The 20,047-nt window shown below is 37.7% G+C and carries 16 protein-coding genes and 3 pseudogenes; 3 read left to right on the top strand and 16 right to left on the bottom strand.

The annotated features are described in order from the left end of the window. Window positions 1-203: 203 nt before the first annotated feature. Both N7548_RS06415 and N7548_RS06420 read right to left on the bottom strand, forming a co-directional pair. Window positions 204-707, bottom strand: coding sequence for a YcxB family protein (locus tag N7548_RS06415; protein WP_263608646.1), 504 nt, complete (start codon window positions 705-707; stop codon window positions 204-206). Window positions 708-709: 2 nt separating this feature from the next. Beyond that, entirely contained in the window at window positions 710-1,288 is a 579-nt protein-coding gene (locus N7548_RS06420; RefSeq protein WP_263608647.1) for a PucR family transcriptional regulator, read from the bottom strand. A 96-nt stretch (window positions 1,289-1,384) separates the two neighbouring features. Here N7548_RS06420 and N7548_RS06425 point away from each other — a divergent pair, with 96 nt between their 5' ends. After that, complete coding sequence (locus N7548_RS06425; protein WP_263608648.1) at window positions 1,385-2,401, top strand: S66 family peptidase; 1,017 nt, start codon at window positions 1,385-1,387, stop codon at window positions 2,399-2,401. Window positions 2,402-2,434: 33 nt separating this feature from the next. Here the strand turns inward: N7548_RS06425 and sufB are convergent, their stop codons facing one another. From sufB to sufC, 5 genes are read right to left on the bottom strand one after another with little or no spacing between them, the layout of a single operon-like run. Continuing rightward, window positions 2,435-3,844 (bottom strand): Fe-S cluster assembly protein SufB, encoded by a 1,410-nt coding sequence (sufB, locus tag N7548_RS06430; RefSeq protein ID WP_263608649.1) that lies wholly within the window; start codon window positions 3,842-3,844, stop codon window positions 2,435-2,437. 2 nt (window positions 3,845-3,846) lie between these two features. After that, window positions 3,847-4,287 carry a Fe-S cluster assembly sulfur transfer protein SufU gene (sufU, locus tag N7548_RS06435; protein WP_263608650.1) on the bottom strand — a complete coding sequence of 147 codons (441 nt, stop codon included), beginning with the start codon at window positions 4,285-4,287 and terminating at the stop codon, window positions 3,847-3,849. 11 nt (window positions 4,288-4,298) lie between these two features. After that, window positions 4,299-5,504, bottom strand: a complete 1,206-nt coding sequence (locus N7548_RS06440) for an aminotransferase class V-fold PLP-dependent enzyme (RefSeq protein WP_373425183.1) — start codon at window positions 5,502-5,504, stop codon at window positions 4,299-4,301. 4 nt (window positions 5,505-5,508) lie between these two features. Beyond that, the gene (locus N7548_RS06445) at window positions 5,509-6,384 is read right to left on the bottom strand and encodes a SufD family Fe-S cluster assembly protein (RefSeq protein ID WP_263608651.1); all 876 of its coding nucleotides are present in this window, start codon (window positions 6,382-6,384) and stop codon (window positions 5,509-5,511) included. Window position 6,385: 1 nt separating this feature from the next. Continuing rightward, entirely contained in the window at window positions 6,386-7,159 is a 774-nt protein-coding gene (gene sufC, locus N7548_RS06450) for a Fe-S cluster assembly ATPase SufC (protein WP_263608652.1), read from the bottom strand. 473 nt (window positions 7,160-7,632) lie between these two features. Between sufC and N7548_RS06455 the strand changes: the two genes are divergently transcribed. Together N7548_RS06455 and N7548_RS06460 are read left to right on the top strand one after the other, a co-directional pair. Beyond that, window positions 7,633-8,574, top strand: coding sequence for a hypothetical protein (locus tag N7548_RS06455; protein WP_263608653.1), 942 nt, complete (start codon window positions 7,633-7,635; stop codon window positions 8,572-8,574). Window positions 8,575-8,966: 392 nt separating this feature from the next. After that, on the top strand, window positions 8,967-9,650 hold the full coding sequence (locus N7548_RS06460) for a winged helix-turn-helix transcriptional regulator (protein ID WP_263608654.1): 684 nt from the start codon (window positions 8,967-8,969) through the stop codon (window positions 9,648-9,650). A 98-nt stretch (window positions 9,651-9,748) separates the two neighbouring features. Here the strand turns inward: N7548_RS06460 and N7548_RS06465 are convergent, their stop codons facing one another. From N7548_RS06465 to N7548_RS06495, 9 genes and pseudogenes are all read right to left on the bottom strand, one after another. Continuing rightward, window positions 9,749-10,480: a hypothetical protein gene (locus tag N7548_RS06465; RefSeq protein ID WP_263608655.1), complete on the bottom strand. Its 732-nt coding sequence runs from the start codon at window positions 10,478-10,480 to the stop codon at window positions 9,749-9,751. Window position 10,481: 1 nt separating this feature from the next. Beyond that, window positions 10,482-10,838: a DUF3899 domain-containing protein gene (locus N7548_RS06470; protein ID WP_263608656.1), complete on the bottom strand. Its 357-nt coding sequence runs from the start codon at window positions 10,836-10,838 to the stop codon at window positions 10,482-10,484. Continuing rightward, a pseudogene (locus N7548_RS08960) lies at window positions 10,838-11,530 on the bottom strand (ATP-binding cassette domain-containing protein); the annotation flags it as partial. The pseudogene N7548_RS08960 and the gene N7548_RS06470, both read right to left, overlap by 1 nt. A gap of 369 nt (window positions 11,531-11,899) precedes the next feature. After that, a pseudogene (locus N7548_RS08965) lies at window positions 11,900-12,304 on the bottom strand (ATP-binding cassette domain-containing protein); the annotation flags it as partial. Then, a complete protein-coding gene (locus tag N7548_RS06480) occupies window positions 12,297-13,343 on the bottom strand; it encodes an ABC transporter ATP-binding protein (RefSeq protein ID WP_373425185.1) in 1,047 nt (348 codons plus the stop codon). The pseudogene N7548_RS08965 and the gene N7548_RS06480, both read right to left, overlap by 8 nt. A 48-nt stretch (window positions 13,344-13,391) precedes the next feature. Then, window positions 13,392-13,847: pseudogene (locus tag N7548_RS08970) on the bottom strand (ATP-binding cassette domain-containing protein); the annotation flags it as partial. After that, a complete protein-coding gene (locus N7548_RS06485) occupies window positions 13,847-15,763 on the bottom strand; it encodes an ABC transporter permease (RefSeq protein WP_263608658.1) in 1,917 nt (638 codons plus the stop codon). The pseudogene N7548_RS08970 and the gene N7548_RS06485, both read right to left, overlap by 1 nt. Further along, window positions 15,763-16,866 carry an ABC transporter permease gene (locus N7548_RS06490; RefSeq protein ID WP_263608659.1) on the bottom strand — a complete coding sequence of 368 codons (1,104 nt, stop codon included), beginning with the start codon at window positions 16,864-16,866 and terminating at the stop codon, window positions 15,763-15,765. Before N7548_RS06490 ends, N7548_RS06485 begins: the two co-directional genes overlap by 1 nt. A 186-nt stretch (window positions 16,867-17,052) precedes the next feature. Continuing rightward, a complete protein-coding gene (locus N7548_RS06495) occupies window positions 17,053-19,878 on the bottom strand; it encodes an ABC transporter substrate-binding protein (RefSeq protein ID WP_263608660.1) in 2,826 nt (941 codons plus the stop codon). Window positions 19,879-20,047: the final 169 nt, after the last annotated feature.

Below are 20,047 nucleotides of genomic sequence, written 5' to 3' on the forward strand. Positions count from 1 at the left end.
ATCAGTAACATTTAAATCTCTTTCTAATCCATTCAACCTTTTTTAATCATGTCCTCTTATCACCTAAACAACCGTTTTCGTGATATTTTTTTTATTCTTTACTGCTTGACATATTTACCGGTTGCTTTATTAGTATATAGTTGTCAACGCTTACATTATACGAAAGTATATAAAAAAAAGAAATGTGCAAGTTGCACACTTCGTTATTTGTTTTTAGATGTAGGGATTCGCTCTTTTAGAAAACTTATAAAGTCATTCACATTACCCTCTACTAAAGATGATTTTGGTATGATGATGGCCATATTAAATCGAATATATAACAGAATCAATCGTTTGGTGACAACCACTTTTTTGAAAACAACATATGGACCCGTTTGATCGATGGGTTGATCTTTATATAAGCTGGTTTGATGAAATTGCTGGTCGTTAAATTCAAAAAGGATGTTTTTAGCCGTATCTTTCATGCTCCTTTTAACCCTAAATTTAATGATGAGTGTAAAAAATATTGATATTATAGTGACATATAAAATAGTCCCGAAAATCAGTGAGAATTCAAGTGCTTCAGGGACATCCTTATAGTTCATATTGAATATGAAGAGAATCACTGCGAACCCAATCAACGGGATGATGGATTCCCTGCGAAAAAAGTGAGACCAAAAGAACTCAGAATAATGGTATTTGGTATATTTAATCTTTGCTTTAAACATGGCTAGTTCTCCTTAATCAACAAATATATAATCGCTGCGTCTTCAAACTTCTTCAAATCAAATCCAGTAACTCGATAGAACTTATCTAAACGGTTAATCAATGTGTTACGGTGGAGATACAAGGCTTTCGCAGCCTCAGATGTATTTTGGTTCTTTTCAATGAAAATCTTCATCGAGTGTAAGAATTCTTCATCCTCATAAAACTGTTTTAAAATCATCTTTTTCGATTGCTCATCGATTGAACCTAGGATACGATCATAAAATAGAATCTTGTCGTTTAAGTATGGACGGTCAAATTTTAATGACAACATCTTCTTTTGCATATCCTCTTTCAAAGCAGATTCAGATTCAAAGAATGACGATTCATACAAAGATAAACTTTGGAATAAATCGGTATTGATGGTATTGATCAATTCTTCATAAACCAAGTCACTGGGTTCTCTCACCAAAACGACGAGTTTATCATTTTCGACATATTGTTTTGGATTAATCAACATATCAGAAAAAAGCGACTGAATGGTCGTCAATTCATCAAGATTCAATTGTTCGACTGGACTGACCAAAAGGTAGCCTTTGTACATGTTATCACCAACCTAATTATACCAAAAAAAGAGAGTGATTTCGTGTTTAATTAAAATATGTCAATTTTGCTATGATATAATGGATTTGGTGATAAGATGAAATACCCACAATTTATAAAACCCAATGGTACCATTGGCTTATTCGCGAGCAGCTTTGGTGCGAATACAGAACCGTATAAAAGCAGACTAGAATCGGCCATCCAACAGTTAAAATCTCTAGGCTATCAAATTGTCAGTGAAGGCGATATTTTTGGTTATTATCAAGGCGCGAGCGCTTCTAAAGAAGCTCGGGCAGCAGCCTTCATGACCTTATATAAAAACCCTAAAGTCGATTTTTTATGGAGTGTTGGTGGTGGCGAATGGTTGATGGAAATGTTGCCTTATATCGACTTTGAAGACCTAAAAAAATACCCACCCAAATATGTGATGGGCTATTCCGATAATACCCATTTAACGATGTTGATGAATACCTTATTAGATACCGCTTCAATCTATGGTCAACACACCACTGAATTTGGTATGAATCCAATGGATGAATCTTTAAAACAAGCTTTAGAAGTCATCTCAGGAGAACGCTTAACCCAATCGAGTTTTCCATTATATGAAGGTAAAGGTGCAGAACAACCAGACCCATTGGGTGGTTATGTTCTCTCTGAACCTACACGATGGGTTAACTTAAGGGGTGAATCTGAAATCCGCTTAGCAGGGCGATTCATCGGTGGTTGTTTAGATGTATTTATATCGCATTTAGGCACACCGTTAGACCACATTAGTTCTTTTATCGAACAATATAAAGATGAAGGGATTGTTTGGTTCATGGAGGCTTGCGACCTAAACTTATTTGGTTTAAAAAGAGCCCTATGGCAACTGAAACAGGCGGGGTGGTTTAAGTACACCAAAGGCTTCATTTTTGGTAGACATCTAAATGCGTCACCTGTCATTGATTTAGACCAATACCAAACCACATTGGATATTTTAGGGGACTTGAATGTCCCAATCATCATGGATGCTGATTTCGGTCATATCCCACCAACCTTTACATTGATTAGTGGCGCTTTTGTCGAGATCGAATCCAAAGATGGCAAAGGTACCATAAAAACGATCATAAAGTAAAAAATTCCCCAAAAACTGGGGAATTTTGTTTTATTATCCGATGGAACCTTCCATTTCAAGCTTGATGAGCTGGTTAAGTTCTACTGCATATTCCATTGGAAGTTCTTTTGCGAATGGTTCAATGAAACCCATAACAATCATTTCAGTCGCTTCTTCTTCAGTTAGACCTCTACTCATAAGATAGAATAATTGGTCTTCTGAAATCTTAGAAACGGTTGCTTCGTGTTCTAATGAAACATCTGAATTACGAACGATGTTGGTTGGGATGGTATCTGAGAATGAGAAGTCATCTAAAATGATGGTATCGCATTCGACATGGGCTTTCGCGCCTTTAGCACGTCTACCAAAGTCGACTTTACCACGATAGTTCACAGTACCGCCACCTCTAGAAATCGATTTGGAAATGATCGATGAAGTGGTGTTTGGTGCGACGTGAATCATCTTCGCACCAGTATCTTGATTTTGGCCTTTACCTGCGAACGCAATCGAGATGGTGGTGCCTTTAGCACGTTCCCCAAGCAATACGCAAGATGGGTATTTCATGTTAACGTCTGAACCGATGTTACCATCGATCCATTCCATGTGTCCATCTTCATAAACGAAGGCACGTTTGGTGACTAAGTTAATGACGTTATTCGACCAGTTTTGGACGGTGGTATAACGGCAGGTTGCGCCTTTCATGACAACGATTTCTACAATCGCTGCGTGTAGGGAGTCTTTGGTATAGACAGGGGCTGTACAACCTTCGACATAGTTGACTGAAGCACCTTCATCGACGAGGATTAAGGTACGTTCAAATTGTCCCATTTGTTCAGAGTTGATACGGAAGTAGGATTGTAGTGGTTTTTTCACCTTCACACCTTTAGGTACGTAGATGAATGACCCACCACTCCAAACAGCACTATTTAAAGCGGCGTATTTATTATCTGAATAAGGAATGACAGTTCCGAAGAACTTTTTAACCAATTCAGGGTGTTCTCTTAATGCGGTATCGGTATCGGTAAAAATGACACCTTCAGCTTCTAATTCTGCCATGGTTGAATGGTATACAACCTCAGATTCAAATTGGGTTGATACACCTGCTAAAAATTTTCTTTCAGCTTCAGGAATACCTAGTTTTTCAAAGGTATCTTTAATTTCTGATGGAACATCGTCCCATGAATTCTCTGATTTTTCGGACGCTCTAATGAAGTAGGTAAACTCATCAAAATCGATGCCTGATAGGTCTGGACCCCACTTAGGGTTTTTTAATTCTAAGAACTTTTGGTAACTCTTTAATCTAAAGTCTAACATCCATTCAGGTTCATTTTTATATTCACTGATGGCACGAACTACCGGTTCACTTAGCCCTTTTTTCGTTCTAATGACCGGGGTATTTTCGGTTTTAAAACCGAACTTATAGTCACCAATGATGGCGTCTATTTTCTTTTTATTGTCATCCATGTTTATTCCTCCTTGTTGTGAAGCAATGCTTGTTCAGCTGCTTTCCATGCAAGTGTGGCACATTTGATTCTGGCTGGAAATTGTGCAACACCATGATATGCTAAAGCGTCCCCTTTTAGAATATTTGGATCGTATGGTTCATTCGTCAACATTTGATAGTAAGCTTGGATGATGGATAACCCTTCTGCTTTGGTATGATTCTTAAGCGTAATGCTCATCACACTCGCACTTGAACAACAAATACTGCATCCAGTCCCTTGATGTCTAATGTCGGTGATGATGCCATCGGTCTCCTTCAACTGTACAGTCATATCGTCACCACAAGATGGGTTGTGTAAATGAACTGTAAAATAGGAAGGGTCTTGTACCAAGCCTTTGTTGTATGGATTTTTATAATGATCCATGATGACTTGACGATATAAATTTTCTAATTGTGAACTCATGTATTTTCTCCTTAAAACGCTTTAAAGAAACGAACCGCTTCTTTGACGCTTTCTACAAATCGATCGGCATCTTCATAATCATTATAGATATAGAATGTCGCACGTAAGGTTGCTAATTGTTTCAACCATTTGGTAATGAGTTGAGCACAGTGGTGACCTGCACGTAAGCACACTTGATTTTGGTCGAAAATGCTGGCTGCGTCGTGTGGATGAACATAATCCACATTGAATGTAATGATGCCTGTTTCAGAGGTTGGGTTGTAAACTGTAATGCCTTCAACAGATTTCAACTTCTCTAATGTATATTGATGTAGTGCGTGCACGTGTGCGTGGATTTCATCAAAACCAATCGATTCAATGAATTCGATGGCTCTACCTAAACCGATGGCGCCAGAAATGATGGGGGTCCCTGCTTCAAAACGGTATGGGGTATCCTTCCAGGTTGCCCCTGAAAGTTCGACTTGGTCGACCATGTCACCACCGAATTCGGTTGGTTCCATTTTGTTAAGTAAGTGTTTTTTCCCATAGAGGACACCGATGCCGGTTGGCCCTAAAATCTTATGGCCAGAGAAGGCAAGAAAATCGGCATTTAAGGCGGTGACATCGATTTTCATGTGTGGTGCAGCTTGAGCTGCATCCACGACAACTATTGCACTTTTTTGATGTGCCAAATCGATGATTTCTTTGATGGGGGTAATATAACCCATCACATTAGATACATACGTTAACGCAACTACTTTGGTGTTGTCTGTTAACACAGATTTAAACGCTTCTACGGTAATACGTCCTTCTGAATTTAGTGGGACATATACTAAGGTTGCTCCTGTGTTTTTAGCAACTTGCATCCACGGTAAAACCGATGAATGGTGTTCTAATTCGGATGTGATGATTTCATCCCCAGGTTTTAATTGCTTTTGATAGCTAGAAGCGACTAAATTAAGGGATGCTGTGGTACCACGGGTAAAGACGATTTCTTCAAATTTTGCATTTAAAAAGCGTGCTACCGTGGTTCTTGCTGCTTCATACAAATCGGTCGCTTCATAAGATAACCCATATACACCACGATGGACATTGACACCTAATTTTGAATAATAGTGATCAACGACATCGATGACGTTTTTTGGTTTTAATGATGAGGCCGCTGTATCTAAATATACCAGTTTAGGATTATGGTCGTAAATGGGGAATTGTTGGCGTATTTGTTTGACATCTAACATAAGATTATAGTCTTTGATTGACCAAAGAAACAAATCGTTCTTTGAGTGGTTCATCTTCGATTTCGGAGATGATTGGATTTAAAAATCCATTGATCATTAAGCGTTCAGCATCTGGACGAGTTAATCCTCTGCTCATCAAATAATAAACGCTATTTTCATCCAATTTACCGATGGTTGCCCCATGTCCAGCTTTGACGTCATATTCATCAATCAATAAGATTGGATTTACTTCAATGATGGCTTGGTCACTTGCAATAATACCTTTTAAACTTTGATAAGCGTCGGCTTGTTTCATTCCTTTAAGGATTTTTTCAACCCCATTAAGGATGACTCGGCCATTCGAGTTTGCAATCGCGATGTTGTGCATGGTACCCGTGGAATTTGGTGCAGCATGCACGATTTCGATGTCGATGACTTGATTATTGTCCGTTGAACTGATGGCGACTGCTCTGAGTTTAACGTTCGCACCTTGTCCCACCAATTTCGCATTCATTTTTGCGTTGATGACATTGGACACAAATCCACCGATTAAATCGAGTTGTGCATCTTTTTCAGCAACGAAATAATGTTGTAAGTTTGCGTTCTTGCTAGCTAGGTCACAAACCAATAGATATTTGACATTGGCATTTGGTTTGCCTGTAAGTTTAATATTATAGGTGTTTGGATTGATATCTGCACTCGCAATCTCTAAAATGAGTTTCACTTCTGCGGATTCTCCAACCACGATTTCTAAAGATTCATTGTTATCGTCTTTGAGTGTGATTTTGATTGGGTCTTCGAATGTTTGATTTCTTTGAATGGACAATACTTGTTCATCAAATGTAATCCCTTTGGGTAAAGAGCCTTGAACTTGATGATCTTTAATGACGATTTGATTCATACTATTCGTTGTCCGTTTCTACAAAATCGATACCCAATTCTTCTTTCACCCATTCGTAACCATTTTGGTCAATCTTTTCAATCAATTCTTGACCACCACTAAGCACAATCTTACCATCAATCATGATATGAACATTCGTAGGTTTGATGTGATCTAAAATTCTTTGGTAGTGTGTAATTAAAATACAACCGAATTGGTCATTGACCATACCATTGACGTTTTCACCGACAACTCTCAATGCATCGATGTCTAGACCTGAGTCGATTTCATCAAGGACTGCAAATTTAGGTTTTAACATCTTTAGTTGAAGAATTTCATTGCGTTTCTTTTCACCACCAGAGAAACCTTCATTTAAATATCTGTGTGGTAGATCTTCACGCATTTTTAATTCTTTAGCCGCTTTTTCATATTTGCCAATGAAATCAAATAAAGGAATTGGTTGACCATCGTTCTTCGCTTTCAATGCAGAACGCATGAAATCACTGTTGGTAACACCAGGTACTTCTGCAGGGTATTGCATCGCAAGGAATAAACCTGCTCTTGCTCTTTCATCGACTTCGAGTTCTAGTAGGTTTTCGTCGTCTAAATAAACTTCACCTTCAGTAACTTCGTATTTAGGATGTCCCATCAATGCACTTGCAAGTGTGGATTTACCTGTTCCGTTCGGTCCCATAATGGCGTGAACTTCGCCACTTTTGACTATTAGATTGACTCCTTTTAGGATTTGTTTGTCTTCAATTGAGACATGTAAGTTATTAATTGTTAGTGTTGACATTGTATGTCCTCCTTGTACCACATGTATTATAACGCATTTAAAACGGTATATCTAATGATACACACTATTTATTATATTATTTATAATGGAATTGTGGGAAAAATTTGTGAAAATAACTGGTAATCGTTTTCATAAAAAAATAAAAGCATTTTCACAGTCGTTGTTGTTTTATTTTGTTTATAATGAAATTGTCAAAAGCGACACCGGTCCTTTTATGATCGAGCGATTGACCATTTACGTATTTTTTCTCCCAAAAAATACCTAAGCGTAACACCACGCATCATGATGTTTTGTTATTGATCTGCCATCCTCAATAACGAAACATCTGTAAACGGTGATTTTTTTTTACTCTTTTGAGGTTTAGTATGATTATGCTATTTATTTAATAGATTTGACGTGAAACACCTTTTCGAAATAATTTCTTGTGGTATAATGAAAACACGGATTTTACAATACAGTGAGGTATTTATCATATGATTAATCGCAGCAATGAATCAAAAATGCGCTATTTGATGTATGTGATTGGAGCGATTGTCTTTTTTGACATCATGATCATCATCACCAATTTATACATAGCACCTATTTTAACGGGGTTTGGATTACCCGATATTCTTATCTATTTAAAAGCTTTAACGTTCCTTATGCTATTCATTATCATTAGTATCTGGGTAAAAGACGGTAGTTTTTCCCTATCTAAATCTACACTACGGCAGTTGTTATGGCTTGGTTTTTATGTATTATGTACTTATTTCTTCAGTGTTTACATGTATAAATATTATCTAATTGTTGATACTCAAAATATCATTAAAAACCAGATTCTAGGCGGTAATCCTGCTTTGGTATTTGATTTATCTAGAATCAATTTACAACAGTTAACGTATATCACAACCATTTTCAGTGGTTTTAATTCAGAAATTATGTTGTTCGCACAAGCACTTGTTCTTCAAGCCATGATCATTGGTACTAAGTCATTTGAAATTCAAGAAGAACCAGACATCATGTATGATACGTTCATGTTTGATGGTAAGTTATTCTACATCAGTATGTTGCACATGTTATTTGCATTCCTATCCATTAATCTACTAACATTTAGATATGAGCTATTGAGTGCAATCGAAATTGGTGTTGCAGTAGCTGCATTTGCCATATCAATCCTCAACTTCATTACAAGTTCTGACGTCTTTAAGATGCGAAACAACTATTGTAAGCAATCCGATTTTGTATCATCACACCGCTTTATGATATTATTAATGATCATCAATATTGTCTTGTTTGCACTATTGTTTGGATATAATGTGTACTTATACATCATATTCTCTGGTACATATCGAATTGTAGCAGCGTTGTTAGCACTTGTTACAGCTTCATATCTGCTTGCGAGAACAAAATCAATTTTATCTTTAGAAAACAAATAATTGTCTTTTATTAACCTCCCTTAAAAAGGAGGTTTTTTTTCATTTCAAGTCGATTTAATGCATTCTAGAATCACTATAATTTATTGTCATTATATTGGCTATCGTGTATTGTTACCCACTTAAATCCATATTTTTATTTCGATTTTATTTATTTTCAAACATTGAAACGATAACTATTTCAATGAACGAGTGCTTTAAATGATTCGTGTGAATAATGAAAGCGTTTCTAATAATGTTATATCATTCTTCAAAATAACATAGTATGAAAGATAGATGAAAGACTTGTTTGCTATAATATTATTGAAGATGAAGGAAAATAACCTTATTTTCATCATCAAAAATGAATCAAAAGCAATAAATACGTAGAATCCATGACGTTTGAGGGAGTGTGTATGGGTAACATTTTATTGATTTCGGATCGTCCTAAGCCCTATGACGATCTTATTGCACAGTTTAGAAGAAATGATTTTCAAGTAGTATCAAAGAAGTATGCAGCCGCAACTCAGAAAAAGACTGCAGAACAGATTTTCGATTTCGTTTTATACGAAATCAAACCTACCTTTGAAGCGAATGTGCAGTACTTATCACCCATCGTGAGAACTGGTACTGTACCCATTTATGTCATTGGTGATGTCAGTGAATCCGATGAAATTGCCTATTACAAACTAGGCGTTCAAGGGGTCATCCGGATTCCATTTAATCCAATTCTTATCGCTGAACGTATTTGCTCTATCATTAAGTTGTTGGAAAAGACCAGTCGGGTCATTCGTAAGGTGAAAATTGGTTCGGTTGAAATCGATTTACACAATCGTTATGTTAAAAAACATGATGAATATGTTAAATTGACCAATGTTGAGGCGAGAATATTACGCATTTTATTCAATAATAAAAACCATATTGTTGAAAAGGATGCCATCATTCACTATGCTTGGGATGATGATGAATCCGCTACAGACAATGCATTAAGCATTCATATTACACGCTTGAGAAATAAGATTGAATTTGATAAACAAAAACCACTGATCGATACGATTTGGGGTACTGGATATCGTTTGAACTACAATATCCCGGAATAATTCATTCTTTATCAAGATATGGAAATGTTAGTTTCCCCGGCTAACATTTTTTTCTTTCTTAAAATCAAAAAAGACAATCAAATCGATTGTCTTTTTACCTATATGAGTGTTTTTAATTGATCCACATGATACTTATAGTACTGACTTGGACTGTAGGTATCCGAATATAACATCACAGCTTTGTTTGTGTTTTTATCTAACGCAACATTAATGACCGAAATGGTTTCTCGTTTGCTACGATAAAACACGATTTCTTTTAAAGCTTGCTTGTTAGATTCGTTTAATTCATCTACAGGTTTGATTTGTGAAACCAGCATGCGAGAGATTTTCATTTTCTTTTTCAATAATTCTTGATTCAGCTTATTGATTTCAACATCGGCTTTATCAGAAAAGAAAATCGGTTCGCTTGGACTCAATAAGACCAAAACTTGAAGAATATAGCGTCTTCTGATTCGATTTATATGGTCCTTTTCAGCCTTATAAAATACTTTAAAGGTTTCTGCTTGACTATAGAGGACAAAATCCTTCTGACGGGCATAGGCTTCGAATACTGGGATTTCTTTCATATGGTTTAGTTCAAGTGGTCCAGATGCGTTTCGCATAATTCTAATCAAATAAGACACATTCTGAATACGGTCAAGATAAGATTTGAAAAACACAGATACGACCATCAACACGATGATTAATAAAAGAAAAACGATGAATTCCAGATTACTATCCCGGATGAGAAAACCTGCAGTGATTGCAACAGCACCAAACAATAAGAATACAACCAAATATAGAATATAAGTTCTTGTGAATTGCTGATTAATGCGTTTTAATTCATCCATGTTAAATCACCGCCAAAATAATACCAATCACCATGACGATGCCCGACGCAATCAATAATTCAATGAAAAACGTTGTTTTAACATCGTCTTCTTTAACCGATTGATAGTCTTTGAAGTTTGGATACTGTGTTTTGAAGTTTCTTGCAAATAATGACTTCATTGCATAGCTAAATCCTTGAAAGACCACATAAGCTTTTGTCATCGCAACAATGGATGGTAAAAATGTAATAATTCCCACAACGAAGAGCACATCACTGAGGGATGAAATGGTAAATGTGCTGCCCATAATCCACAAGTGGAGGATTAGGGCAAACACATTTAGAATGGTAAACAGAATAACCAATCGAACCTTATTCATTATTTGTTCGCTTTGATTTTAGCTTGATACTTTTCGAATTCAACCGTGTTACACAATACGAAATGATCTGGTTCAATCTCACGTAAGGTTGGTTTTTCGACGGAGTAATCATGCTCTTCTTTTGGATTGTAACGTTCTCTTCTCACTCTGGTGCGCTCATACGCAGGGTCAGGCAGTGGAATAGACTCAAGTAATGTTTTGGTATATGGGTGCAACGGATTATTGAAGATGGCATCTTTATCGCCAATTTCAACAATCTTACCAAAATACATCACGGCAAGACGGTCGGTGAAGTATTTAACAACCGATAAATCATGGGCGATGAATAAGATGGTAATTCCCTTGGTTTCTCTAAGCTCATTAAGCAAGTTAATGATTTGTGCTCTAATCGAAACGTCTAGGGCTGAAATTGGTTCATCGGCGATGATGAATGATGGTTCAACAACGAGTGCTCTTGCAATCCCAATACGTTGACGTTGACCACCTGAGAATTCGTGTGGGTAACGGCTCGCATGTTCAGGCAATAGACCAACCGTTTTTAACGCTTCTCTAACTCTTTCATCAATTTCAGCTTCATTACGAACACCATTGATACGTAGACCTTCAGCAATGATTTCTTTAACAGTCATACGAGGGTTCAAGGATGCAATTGGATCTTGGAAAATCATTTGCATCTTACGCATTAATAATTTGTTCTTGTGTGTTAATTGATACTTCAAGTTAAGAATGTCTTGTTTTTGTCTAATTGCATTCAAACTGATTTCTTTTCTTAGTTTAGCCAATTCTTTAGATTTGTTTGCTAAGTCTGCTTTCGCATCCTTATCATTGGATTGACTATCACGAGCCAAAGCACCTTCCGCAGATTTAACTGCTTTTTGAAGTTCATTGATTTGTGCATTGATCGCTTCATTAGAATCTTTATAACGTTTTAGAATAGCTTGATAGCGTTCATTCTTATCCAGTTCTGCAATTTCCTTCAAACCATGTGGGTCTTTAACACTGACAAAACGTTTGTCGCGTTTCGCAAGTCTAAGGACATTCATGGAACGATTGAATTCTTCATCATATTCTGCTTGAATTCTAGCTTTTTCTTCATTCAATTCTGATTCAGATAAGCCGCTTTTTTCGGACAATGCTTTTAATTTTCGTTCTTTAATGGCTGTAATACGTTGAACGACTGCTTGATGATCTGCTTTCGCCTTTTTCACATCTGAGATAATTCTGGTGCCTTCAAAGAAGACCTCACCACCGGAAGAATTATACAACTTGATGATGGTTCTACCTGTAGTGGTTTTACCACAACCGGATTCACCAACGAGCGAGAATACTTCACCCTTGTTAATGGTAAATGAAATATCGTCAACAGCTTTATTGACTGCTTTGTTCCTGCCAGAACCAAGCTTAAAGTACTGTTTGAGATTTTCCACTCTTAAAATTTCTTGTTTTGGATTACTCAAATTATTCACCCTCTACTGTCTTAGTTTTGGTTTCTGTTTCCGCTAATTTTGCCGCGGTTGTTTTGGTATAACGTTCGATGCGTTGTTGAATGATTGGTGGTGTTGGAATCTTCGGTGCATCTGGATGTAGCAACCATGTAGCAGCATAGTGCGTATCGGATACTTTAAAGAACGGTGGTTGTTCTTCAAAATCGATTTTTAAAGCATATTTGTTACGTTCAGCGAATGCATCCCCTTTAGGTGGGAATAACATGTCTGGTGGAGTACCTGGAATCGAAACCAATTTGTCTTTAGTATCTAAATCCGGTACTGAGGATAGTAAGGCCCATGTATAAGGGTGTTTTGGATTATAGAATATTTCATCGGCTGTACCGTATTCAACAATCTTACCTGCATACATAACTGCAACACGGTCAGCCATGTTCGCTACGACACCAAGGTCATGGGTAATAAAGATAACCGAAAGGTCTCTTTCTTTCTTAATATCTTTAATTTGGTTTAAGATTTGTTCTTGAATGGTCACGTCTAGCGCTGTGGTCGGCTCATCACAAATCAAGAGTTTAGGGTTTGCGGTTAACGCAATTGCGATAACGATTCTTTGTCTCATCCCACCAGAGAATTGGAAAGGATATTGATTGAAACGTTTTTCAGGATCTGGAATGTTAACTTCTCTCATGATTTGGATAGCACGTTCATAAGCTTCTTTTTGAGTGACTTTAAAACGTCTTCTGAAAGCTTCATTTAAGTTGCTTAATTCAACACGAAGTTCTCTGATTTCTTGGTTAATTCTCTTTTGTTGTGCTTCATTGCCTTGAGCGTCCTTTAATGCAGACACTTTCTTCGCGATTTCAGCATTCAAATTAGAAACTGCTTTTTGTTTTTCTTGATTTACTTCAACAATTTCTTTCTTGATTTGAACTTTAGCGGTTGCTTTTGCAGCCAAATAACGACGTTTTACATCAGGAACTTGTGACTTCAAATCAGCGAGCAATGCTTTTGATTTCGCTTTGTAAGCGACAATTTTTTCTCGCTTATCGGCTTTTGTCATTTCTTTATCGACATTGATCTCATAAATCTTGTCTTTTAAATCTTTTTTCGCAAGTTTGATGCGTGTCAATAAATTTAGATAATCGTGATACTCGTTATGGAATAAATCGATGAAACGATTCTTCACACGGTTACCATTGACCAACATCGCTTCGGTGATTTGCTTACCAATCTTCATGATTGGGTTCAAACTCGATAGTGGGTCTTGGAAAATCATGCCGATTTCGTTCCCTCTAATCTTGTGGAAGTTGGCTTCTGATAATTTGGTTAAATCTTGATTACGGTAGTTGATTTCGCCGTCATCAATGATGGCGTTCCCAGCGAGAATACCCATAATCGCACGGTTGGTTACCGATTTACCGGAACCAGATTCGCCAACGATGGCCAAAGTTTCGCCTTTATATAAGTCAAACGAAATGTCTCTAACTGCTCTAACCAATCCGTTAGGTGTCTTAAATGATACAGTCAAATTTTTGACTTCTAGTACTTTTTCTTGATTACTCATTATTCGCTACCTCTCAATTGTGGATTCAAGGCGTCACGTAAAGCATTACCGAACATATTGAAAGAAATCATCAGTGTAGCAACAACCAATGTTGGGAAAATAACCAACCAAGTGTTACCAGCCATGATTTGTTGTTGACCATCGTTTAAGATGACCCCAATGGAGGTACCTGTTAATTCGATAGGTCCGATGGCTAAGGTTTGACCATTACCAATACCGAAACCTAAGAAGGATAAGTTAACTTCAAGGAAGATAACCGATGGAATACTTAAGACAACTCTGGTGACAATAGTACCTAATGCGTTAGGTAAGATGTGTTTAAAGATGATACGGCGGTCGGATGCACCTAGTGTTCTAGCAGCGAGGACATATTCACGGCCTTTGTATCGATAGAATTGGATACGGGTAATACCGGCAGCTCCGATCCATCCATCATAAATCATGAATATGAAGAGCGCTGTGAACCCCGGTCCAATGAGGACTGTAATAATACCAATCATCGTAATTTGAGGGAAACTACCCCAAATATCGACAAATCTTTCCATCAAGATATCTACTTGACCACCATAATAAGCGGAGGTAGAACCCCAGATGATACCTACAACGATGTTAACAGCTGCTGCCATGAAACCAAGTAATAGGGATGTTCTTAAACCTAACCAAATAAGGGTAAATAAGTCTCTACCAAATTCATCGGTACCGAATAAGAAATACGGTGTATCTTCAAAGCCGACTGCGTATGCGCCGTCTTTCATAACGAAATAATTTCTGAATTGTAAGCCTGTACCAGGAACGGTAAAGTCTTCATAACCGGTGACAGCCGATAGTGGATAACCGGATCCGAAAGTCCATGCTCTTGGATCATTTTCATCCATTTCGATGGTGTCTTCCATGCCTGGGTTTTCCGATAAAATACGTTCATATTCTACTCTACCAATGGTGGCAGGTTTATCAGCGAAAATAGCGCCATAAACGTCATAAACGAATTCTGCTACCAACATTTTCGCATCTTTTCTGACGAAGCGCCCATTTTCAATACCTTGACCATGAGTATAGAATACGAATGTTGCTAAAGTGTAACCTGTATAATCTTGTAAAACTGTTTCATCTGCCTTGTTTTGAATTTGGACAGAATTAAATACGACATTTTCACTACCATCTACAGATTTTTCAGGTAGTTCAAGTTTTAGTACAATGAATCTAGCAGTACCACTGCTGACACCATCCATTGGGTCAAAACGGTGGATTCCTTCACTGGTGACTGTACCCAATAATTCAAGTTGATCCCAAGTTCTGGAGAAACTGCTGGTATTCCATTGTGAAAGATACACTTTTAGGGTTGCGCCTTCAGTGATGCTTTCAATATCCAATACGATTTCATGCGCATTGGTGTATGTAAATAATGTATTCGATGCTACGGAGTAACCGATTCTATCGTAGTTTACATATAAGGTATTAGTTCCGCCGACATACTTTTCGTCAACTTCAGTACCAATGGTATAACTGTATTTGATGGATCCTGGTTTGATATATTCCATATCAAAACCTTCAGGTGTACCCGAAGCCTTACCATCTTCATCAATTTCAATGGTATTGACTTGGACAGGTTGGTTCTTATATAGTTTGGTCCCATCGGTAATACCAATGAGTTCCAAAATAGGAATTCTTGGCGGCAAGGTCATGATACCTGCATTGGTTTGACTATATAAATATTTAGGTGTAATCATTGGAACGAAGATGGACATCAAAATCATGATGAGCAAGATAATGGTTGCGGTCACGTTATACTTATTCTTAGTAAAACGAAGCATCGCATCTTGGAAATAACTGAGTTGCTTTGTACGCAACTTTTTGTCCATTAATTTTTCATTTTCTTGGACCAGTTGGAAATAACTCGGATCATACTGTTTTTCCATTATTTCTTCGCCCCCATTCTAATTTGTGGATCGATGAGACCATAAGATAAGTCAACGATTAAAACGGTGACTAAACCAATGATGCCATAGAAAGCACTTGAAGCCATGATGACGTTATAGTCATATTGGTTTTGTGCTAAAGCTTGTAGTGTAACTCTACCGACACCAGGGATACCATAAACACTTTCCATGATGAAAGAACCACCGAGGAGTCCTGCGAAGGAACCGATGATGACTGGTACCATTGGTACTAAGGAGTTTCTAATAGCGTGTCTTAAAACGGCTTGTCTGTGGCTTAAACCTTTGGTTTTCGCTAGCAATACATATTCGCTGGTTAAGACTTCTGATAATTCAGCTCTTAATAAACGTGTTAATCCGGCAATGGCTGGTAAGCCACCTGCGATAACAGGTATTACATAACCTTTCGCAATCTCCCAACCACTTTCAAGTTCGATGAGCGGGAACTGCGGCTCAAGTAATCGGTCAAATTGATAACTGAAGATGATGATCAAGACGAGGATGAATACAAGTGCTGGTACAGATAAGAACATCATGATGATGATCTGCATGATATTATCAACGATGGTATCTTTTTTAAGCGCAGCCAAAATACCGAATAAGAATCCGAATGGTAGATAAAATAACAGTACCGACACGTTCAGTGATAACGTGAGTGGCATTTTTTCTGCGATGACACTGAATGCACTGGCGTTCGTTCTAACACGTGTAGATGTGCCCCAATTCCATTCGGTTAAGACATTGCCCAACCATCTAAAATATTGGGTTGAAATTGGTACACGATAAAAGACTTTAATGACACCACTACCTTGGATAGGGCTGACAATAAAGATGGTTCTATCAATTCTGTCTCTATTAGCTTCACGGATAGCTTGAATTTCAGCTAGATCGTTCGGATCATTGGCATCATAATAAACAGAGGTATAATAACCGTCTGATACTTGTTTTTCGAGCCATGTATCCTTTTCTTCATTTTTTGTTGGTGGATATTCAGGGGCTAATTTGAGCAGCACGAAAGTGATGGTCAAAGTAGTAAATAAGATGATGAATATCCAGATTACTCTTTGAATAATATACTTTGTCATTTGATCGCATCCTTATTATTAGTTTTAACTATTATATCATTATTTATGTCTTATACACCATAGATACAATGATAATAACACAAAAACAAGATATTTAATGAAATTAAAAGCGTAATAAGGGGTGCCCCCGTAAAATATGGTCACCCCATTATCACACTATTTATTTATCGTTTCAAATCTTTAAAATTATAACCAAGCCCAACCTACATAATATGCGCCAACTTTAATGACTACATATGCGTCGGTTGCGTATGTGTTAAATTGTGTACTGTAAACGAATGCTTCAACGCCAGCAGGAACACCTACGGATTCAAACACTTCATCAAGTGATGCAAATGAAGTATAAGTGGATACAATGTACGGAATCGCGTTCAATTCTTCAAGAGTTAACGGATTTTCGGAAATTGCGTTTAATGTGTAATCTGAGTTGTGAGCAGCGACAGCATCACGTGCATTTAGTGCTAATCCTAATTGTTGATGTAATTCATAGTTGAATCCAGTCTTCTTAACGATGAACAAGAATGCTTTACCAGATTCAGTAACAGCGACATACGCTTCAACGGAATCAACATTCAAATCTTCTGCTAAGTCTGCAAGATCACCAACGATATAACCAGCTAAACCTTCACTATCAGCAGCTACAGAGTCAAGCACTTCGCCACCCATATCTAGATATGCAGCAACTAAGTCTTCAGCATCTGTCCAAGCTTTTTGTTCAACACCATCTCTGATGTATGCTTTACCGTTTAGAGCAGCAACTAATGCATTGTAGCTCCATTTTTCAGTAACAAGCACGCCATCAAGGTTACGGTAAGCAACAGCGATGTTTGGTGTAGAAGTGTCAATACCCCAGTTAAGAGTAAATCCACCACGGTTGTCGTCAGAGAATACATCTAGGAAGCTTGGAGCATCTAGTAATGAACCAGAGATACCACCAATACCTAAGTCAGTATTAGCTTTCATCATGAAGTCATAATAGTTACCAGGGAACGCAACGTCGTTAACTGTGATGGTTAATCTGACGAAGTTTGTAGTATCAACTAAACGGCTTTCATATTGTTGTTTGATTTGTGCAATCATCGCTTGTGCAGCAGTGTTACCACTAGATGCATAAGTTAAGGTTAAGTCGATGACTCTGTATTCTGATGCAGAACCAGCTGTGTAATAACCATCAGCGATTGCCTTAGTTACAGCTTGTTGGAATAATGCAACAGCAGCATCTGGTACGAAACCATAAGATGATGCGCCATATTTTTCAAGAATAGCAGCACCGGCAGGTAATGTTCTTACGGACATACCGGATTCGCCATCTAGGAAGTATGTATTAGCAAATAATGTGTAAGCAGGTAGATAAGTCTTAACGACGTTTACTGCTGCTTCATAACGGTCGAAACCGAAGTATAATGCTTGTCTCATTTCCTTATACATTAAGATCGGTTCAGGAACGAATGTATTGGATAGTGGTACGCCTGGGTTAGCAGCGATATATGCATCGCGGTTAGCTTCGGTACCAAATGAGTTCATAACCATTCTCCATGTCGTAGCTGCAGGTGCAACTTTAACACGTGGGTCAGATGCGAACTCAGTAACACGGGACGCAGGAACGGATGCACTTTCAAGTCTACCTTCAAGGAATTCTTGGAAAATGAGGTCAGAACCGCTCATGAATCTGAATTGTTGACCAGTGTAGTAGTACATAGCACTTTGTGGGTGTAATGTATTCTTCTTGAACACTAACAATTGTGATGGAGTCCATGTTTCGAAATAGTAAACACCAGATGATGGTACAGTTTCAGGTGTAGTACCATAAACTGCAGGTGTTAATTTTTCTAATAATTGTTGGTTAACAGGGGACATAGATGTAGATGAGAATTGGTATTTAACATCAAATGCACTCTTTTCGTTGATGTATTCAATTTCTAGAGTATTTGTTTTACCAGCTGCTAATCTTAGACCTACTTCGTCGATAGATACTGCACCAGATAGATAATCTGCTGCACCTTTAACTGCTTCAGTAACGAAGTCACCGCCACCAGTTCTTGCTCTGAACCATTTTTCTTCAAGAGCATGTCTCCAAGTCCATAAGAAGTCTTCAGCGTTGAGTACTTCATGGCCAGAAGGTAAACCAGCTAGGTCAGTGGATGGATGGTATTTCCATGTTAAGCCGTCTCTAACTTGAATTTGCCATGTCTTAGCATAAACTTTACCGTTGACAACAGTTGGATTAACTGGTACTGGTTCAGCAGCTGCTAAGCTTGGTAAAATTTCATAACCTGTCTTAGTTTCATCGAAATAGAAGTCATATAATGCACCTGTGAATAGATCGATGAAGTCACTTGTTGACGAGTCGTCAGAAATCCATTGGTTCAATGTTGTAGGGTCTGTGCTGTAAGTAGCTCTCCAAGTATACTCACCGACATTACCTGCGGTAGAACCGAACATGATTACTTTAGAGTCATCTTCAGTAAATTGTGAGAACGCGGTACCGAAACCAAGGACACCATTATAAATTGGGCTGAATAATTGAACTCTGCTTGAGTACATTACTCTGGTAGCACCAGTGTATAGTGGAACACCTGCGTACACGTTTTCAAGTAAATAGTCTTCTGCAGCAGCGAATAAGATATCCTTATCTTCTACTGGAAGTTTCGATAGGTCGATACCTGATAGATATTGTGCTAATGCGACATTTTCAGCGTCAAGTTCAGCAACAGTAACGGTACGAACAGCTGATGCTACTTTGTCCTTACTGTCTTTTACTTCATATCTAACTGAATATGTACCAGCAACGCTAATGTTGACGTTGTTTGAAACAACTTCAATAGCTTCTGTCAAGTCTCCGTCTTCTTTATCGGTAGCTGAAACACCTTCAAGTGGGTCGAACGATACGTTAATGTATGACGTTACAGGACCGACACCTGCGAATGTTGGGGCTTCGTTCTTTTCGCCTGCACAGGCAACTAGAGCGACTGCTACCAATACTAGAGTGATTACACCTAGTAATTTTTTCATATTCTCTCTCTCTCCTTTTATTACCCTTGTTTAAGGGTTTTTATCATTATATCAAATCTGTTTTCAAAATAAAACCGTTATAATAAAATTGTTTTATGAAAATATCATGAAAACGTTTTAATGGTGATAAAATAGCGGTTTTTCGATGTTTTATAACTACATTTTTAGA

Origin of the sequence: Paracholeplasma manati (assembly GCF_025742995.1) — a bacterium.
GTDB lineage: Bacteria > Bacillota_I > Bacilli_A > Acholeplasmatales > UBA5453 > Paracholeplasma > Paracholeplasma manati.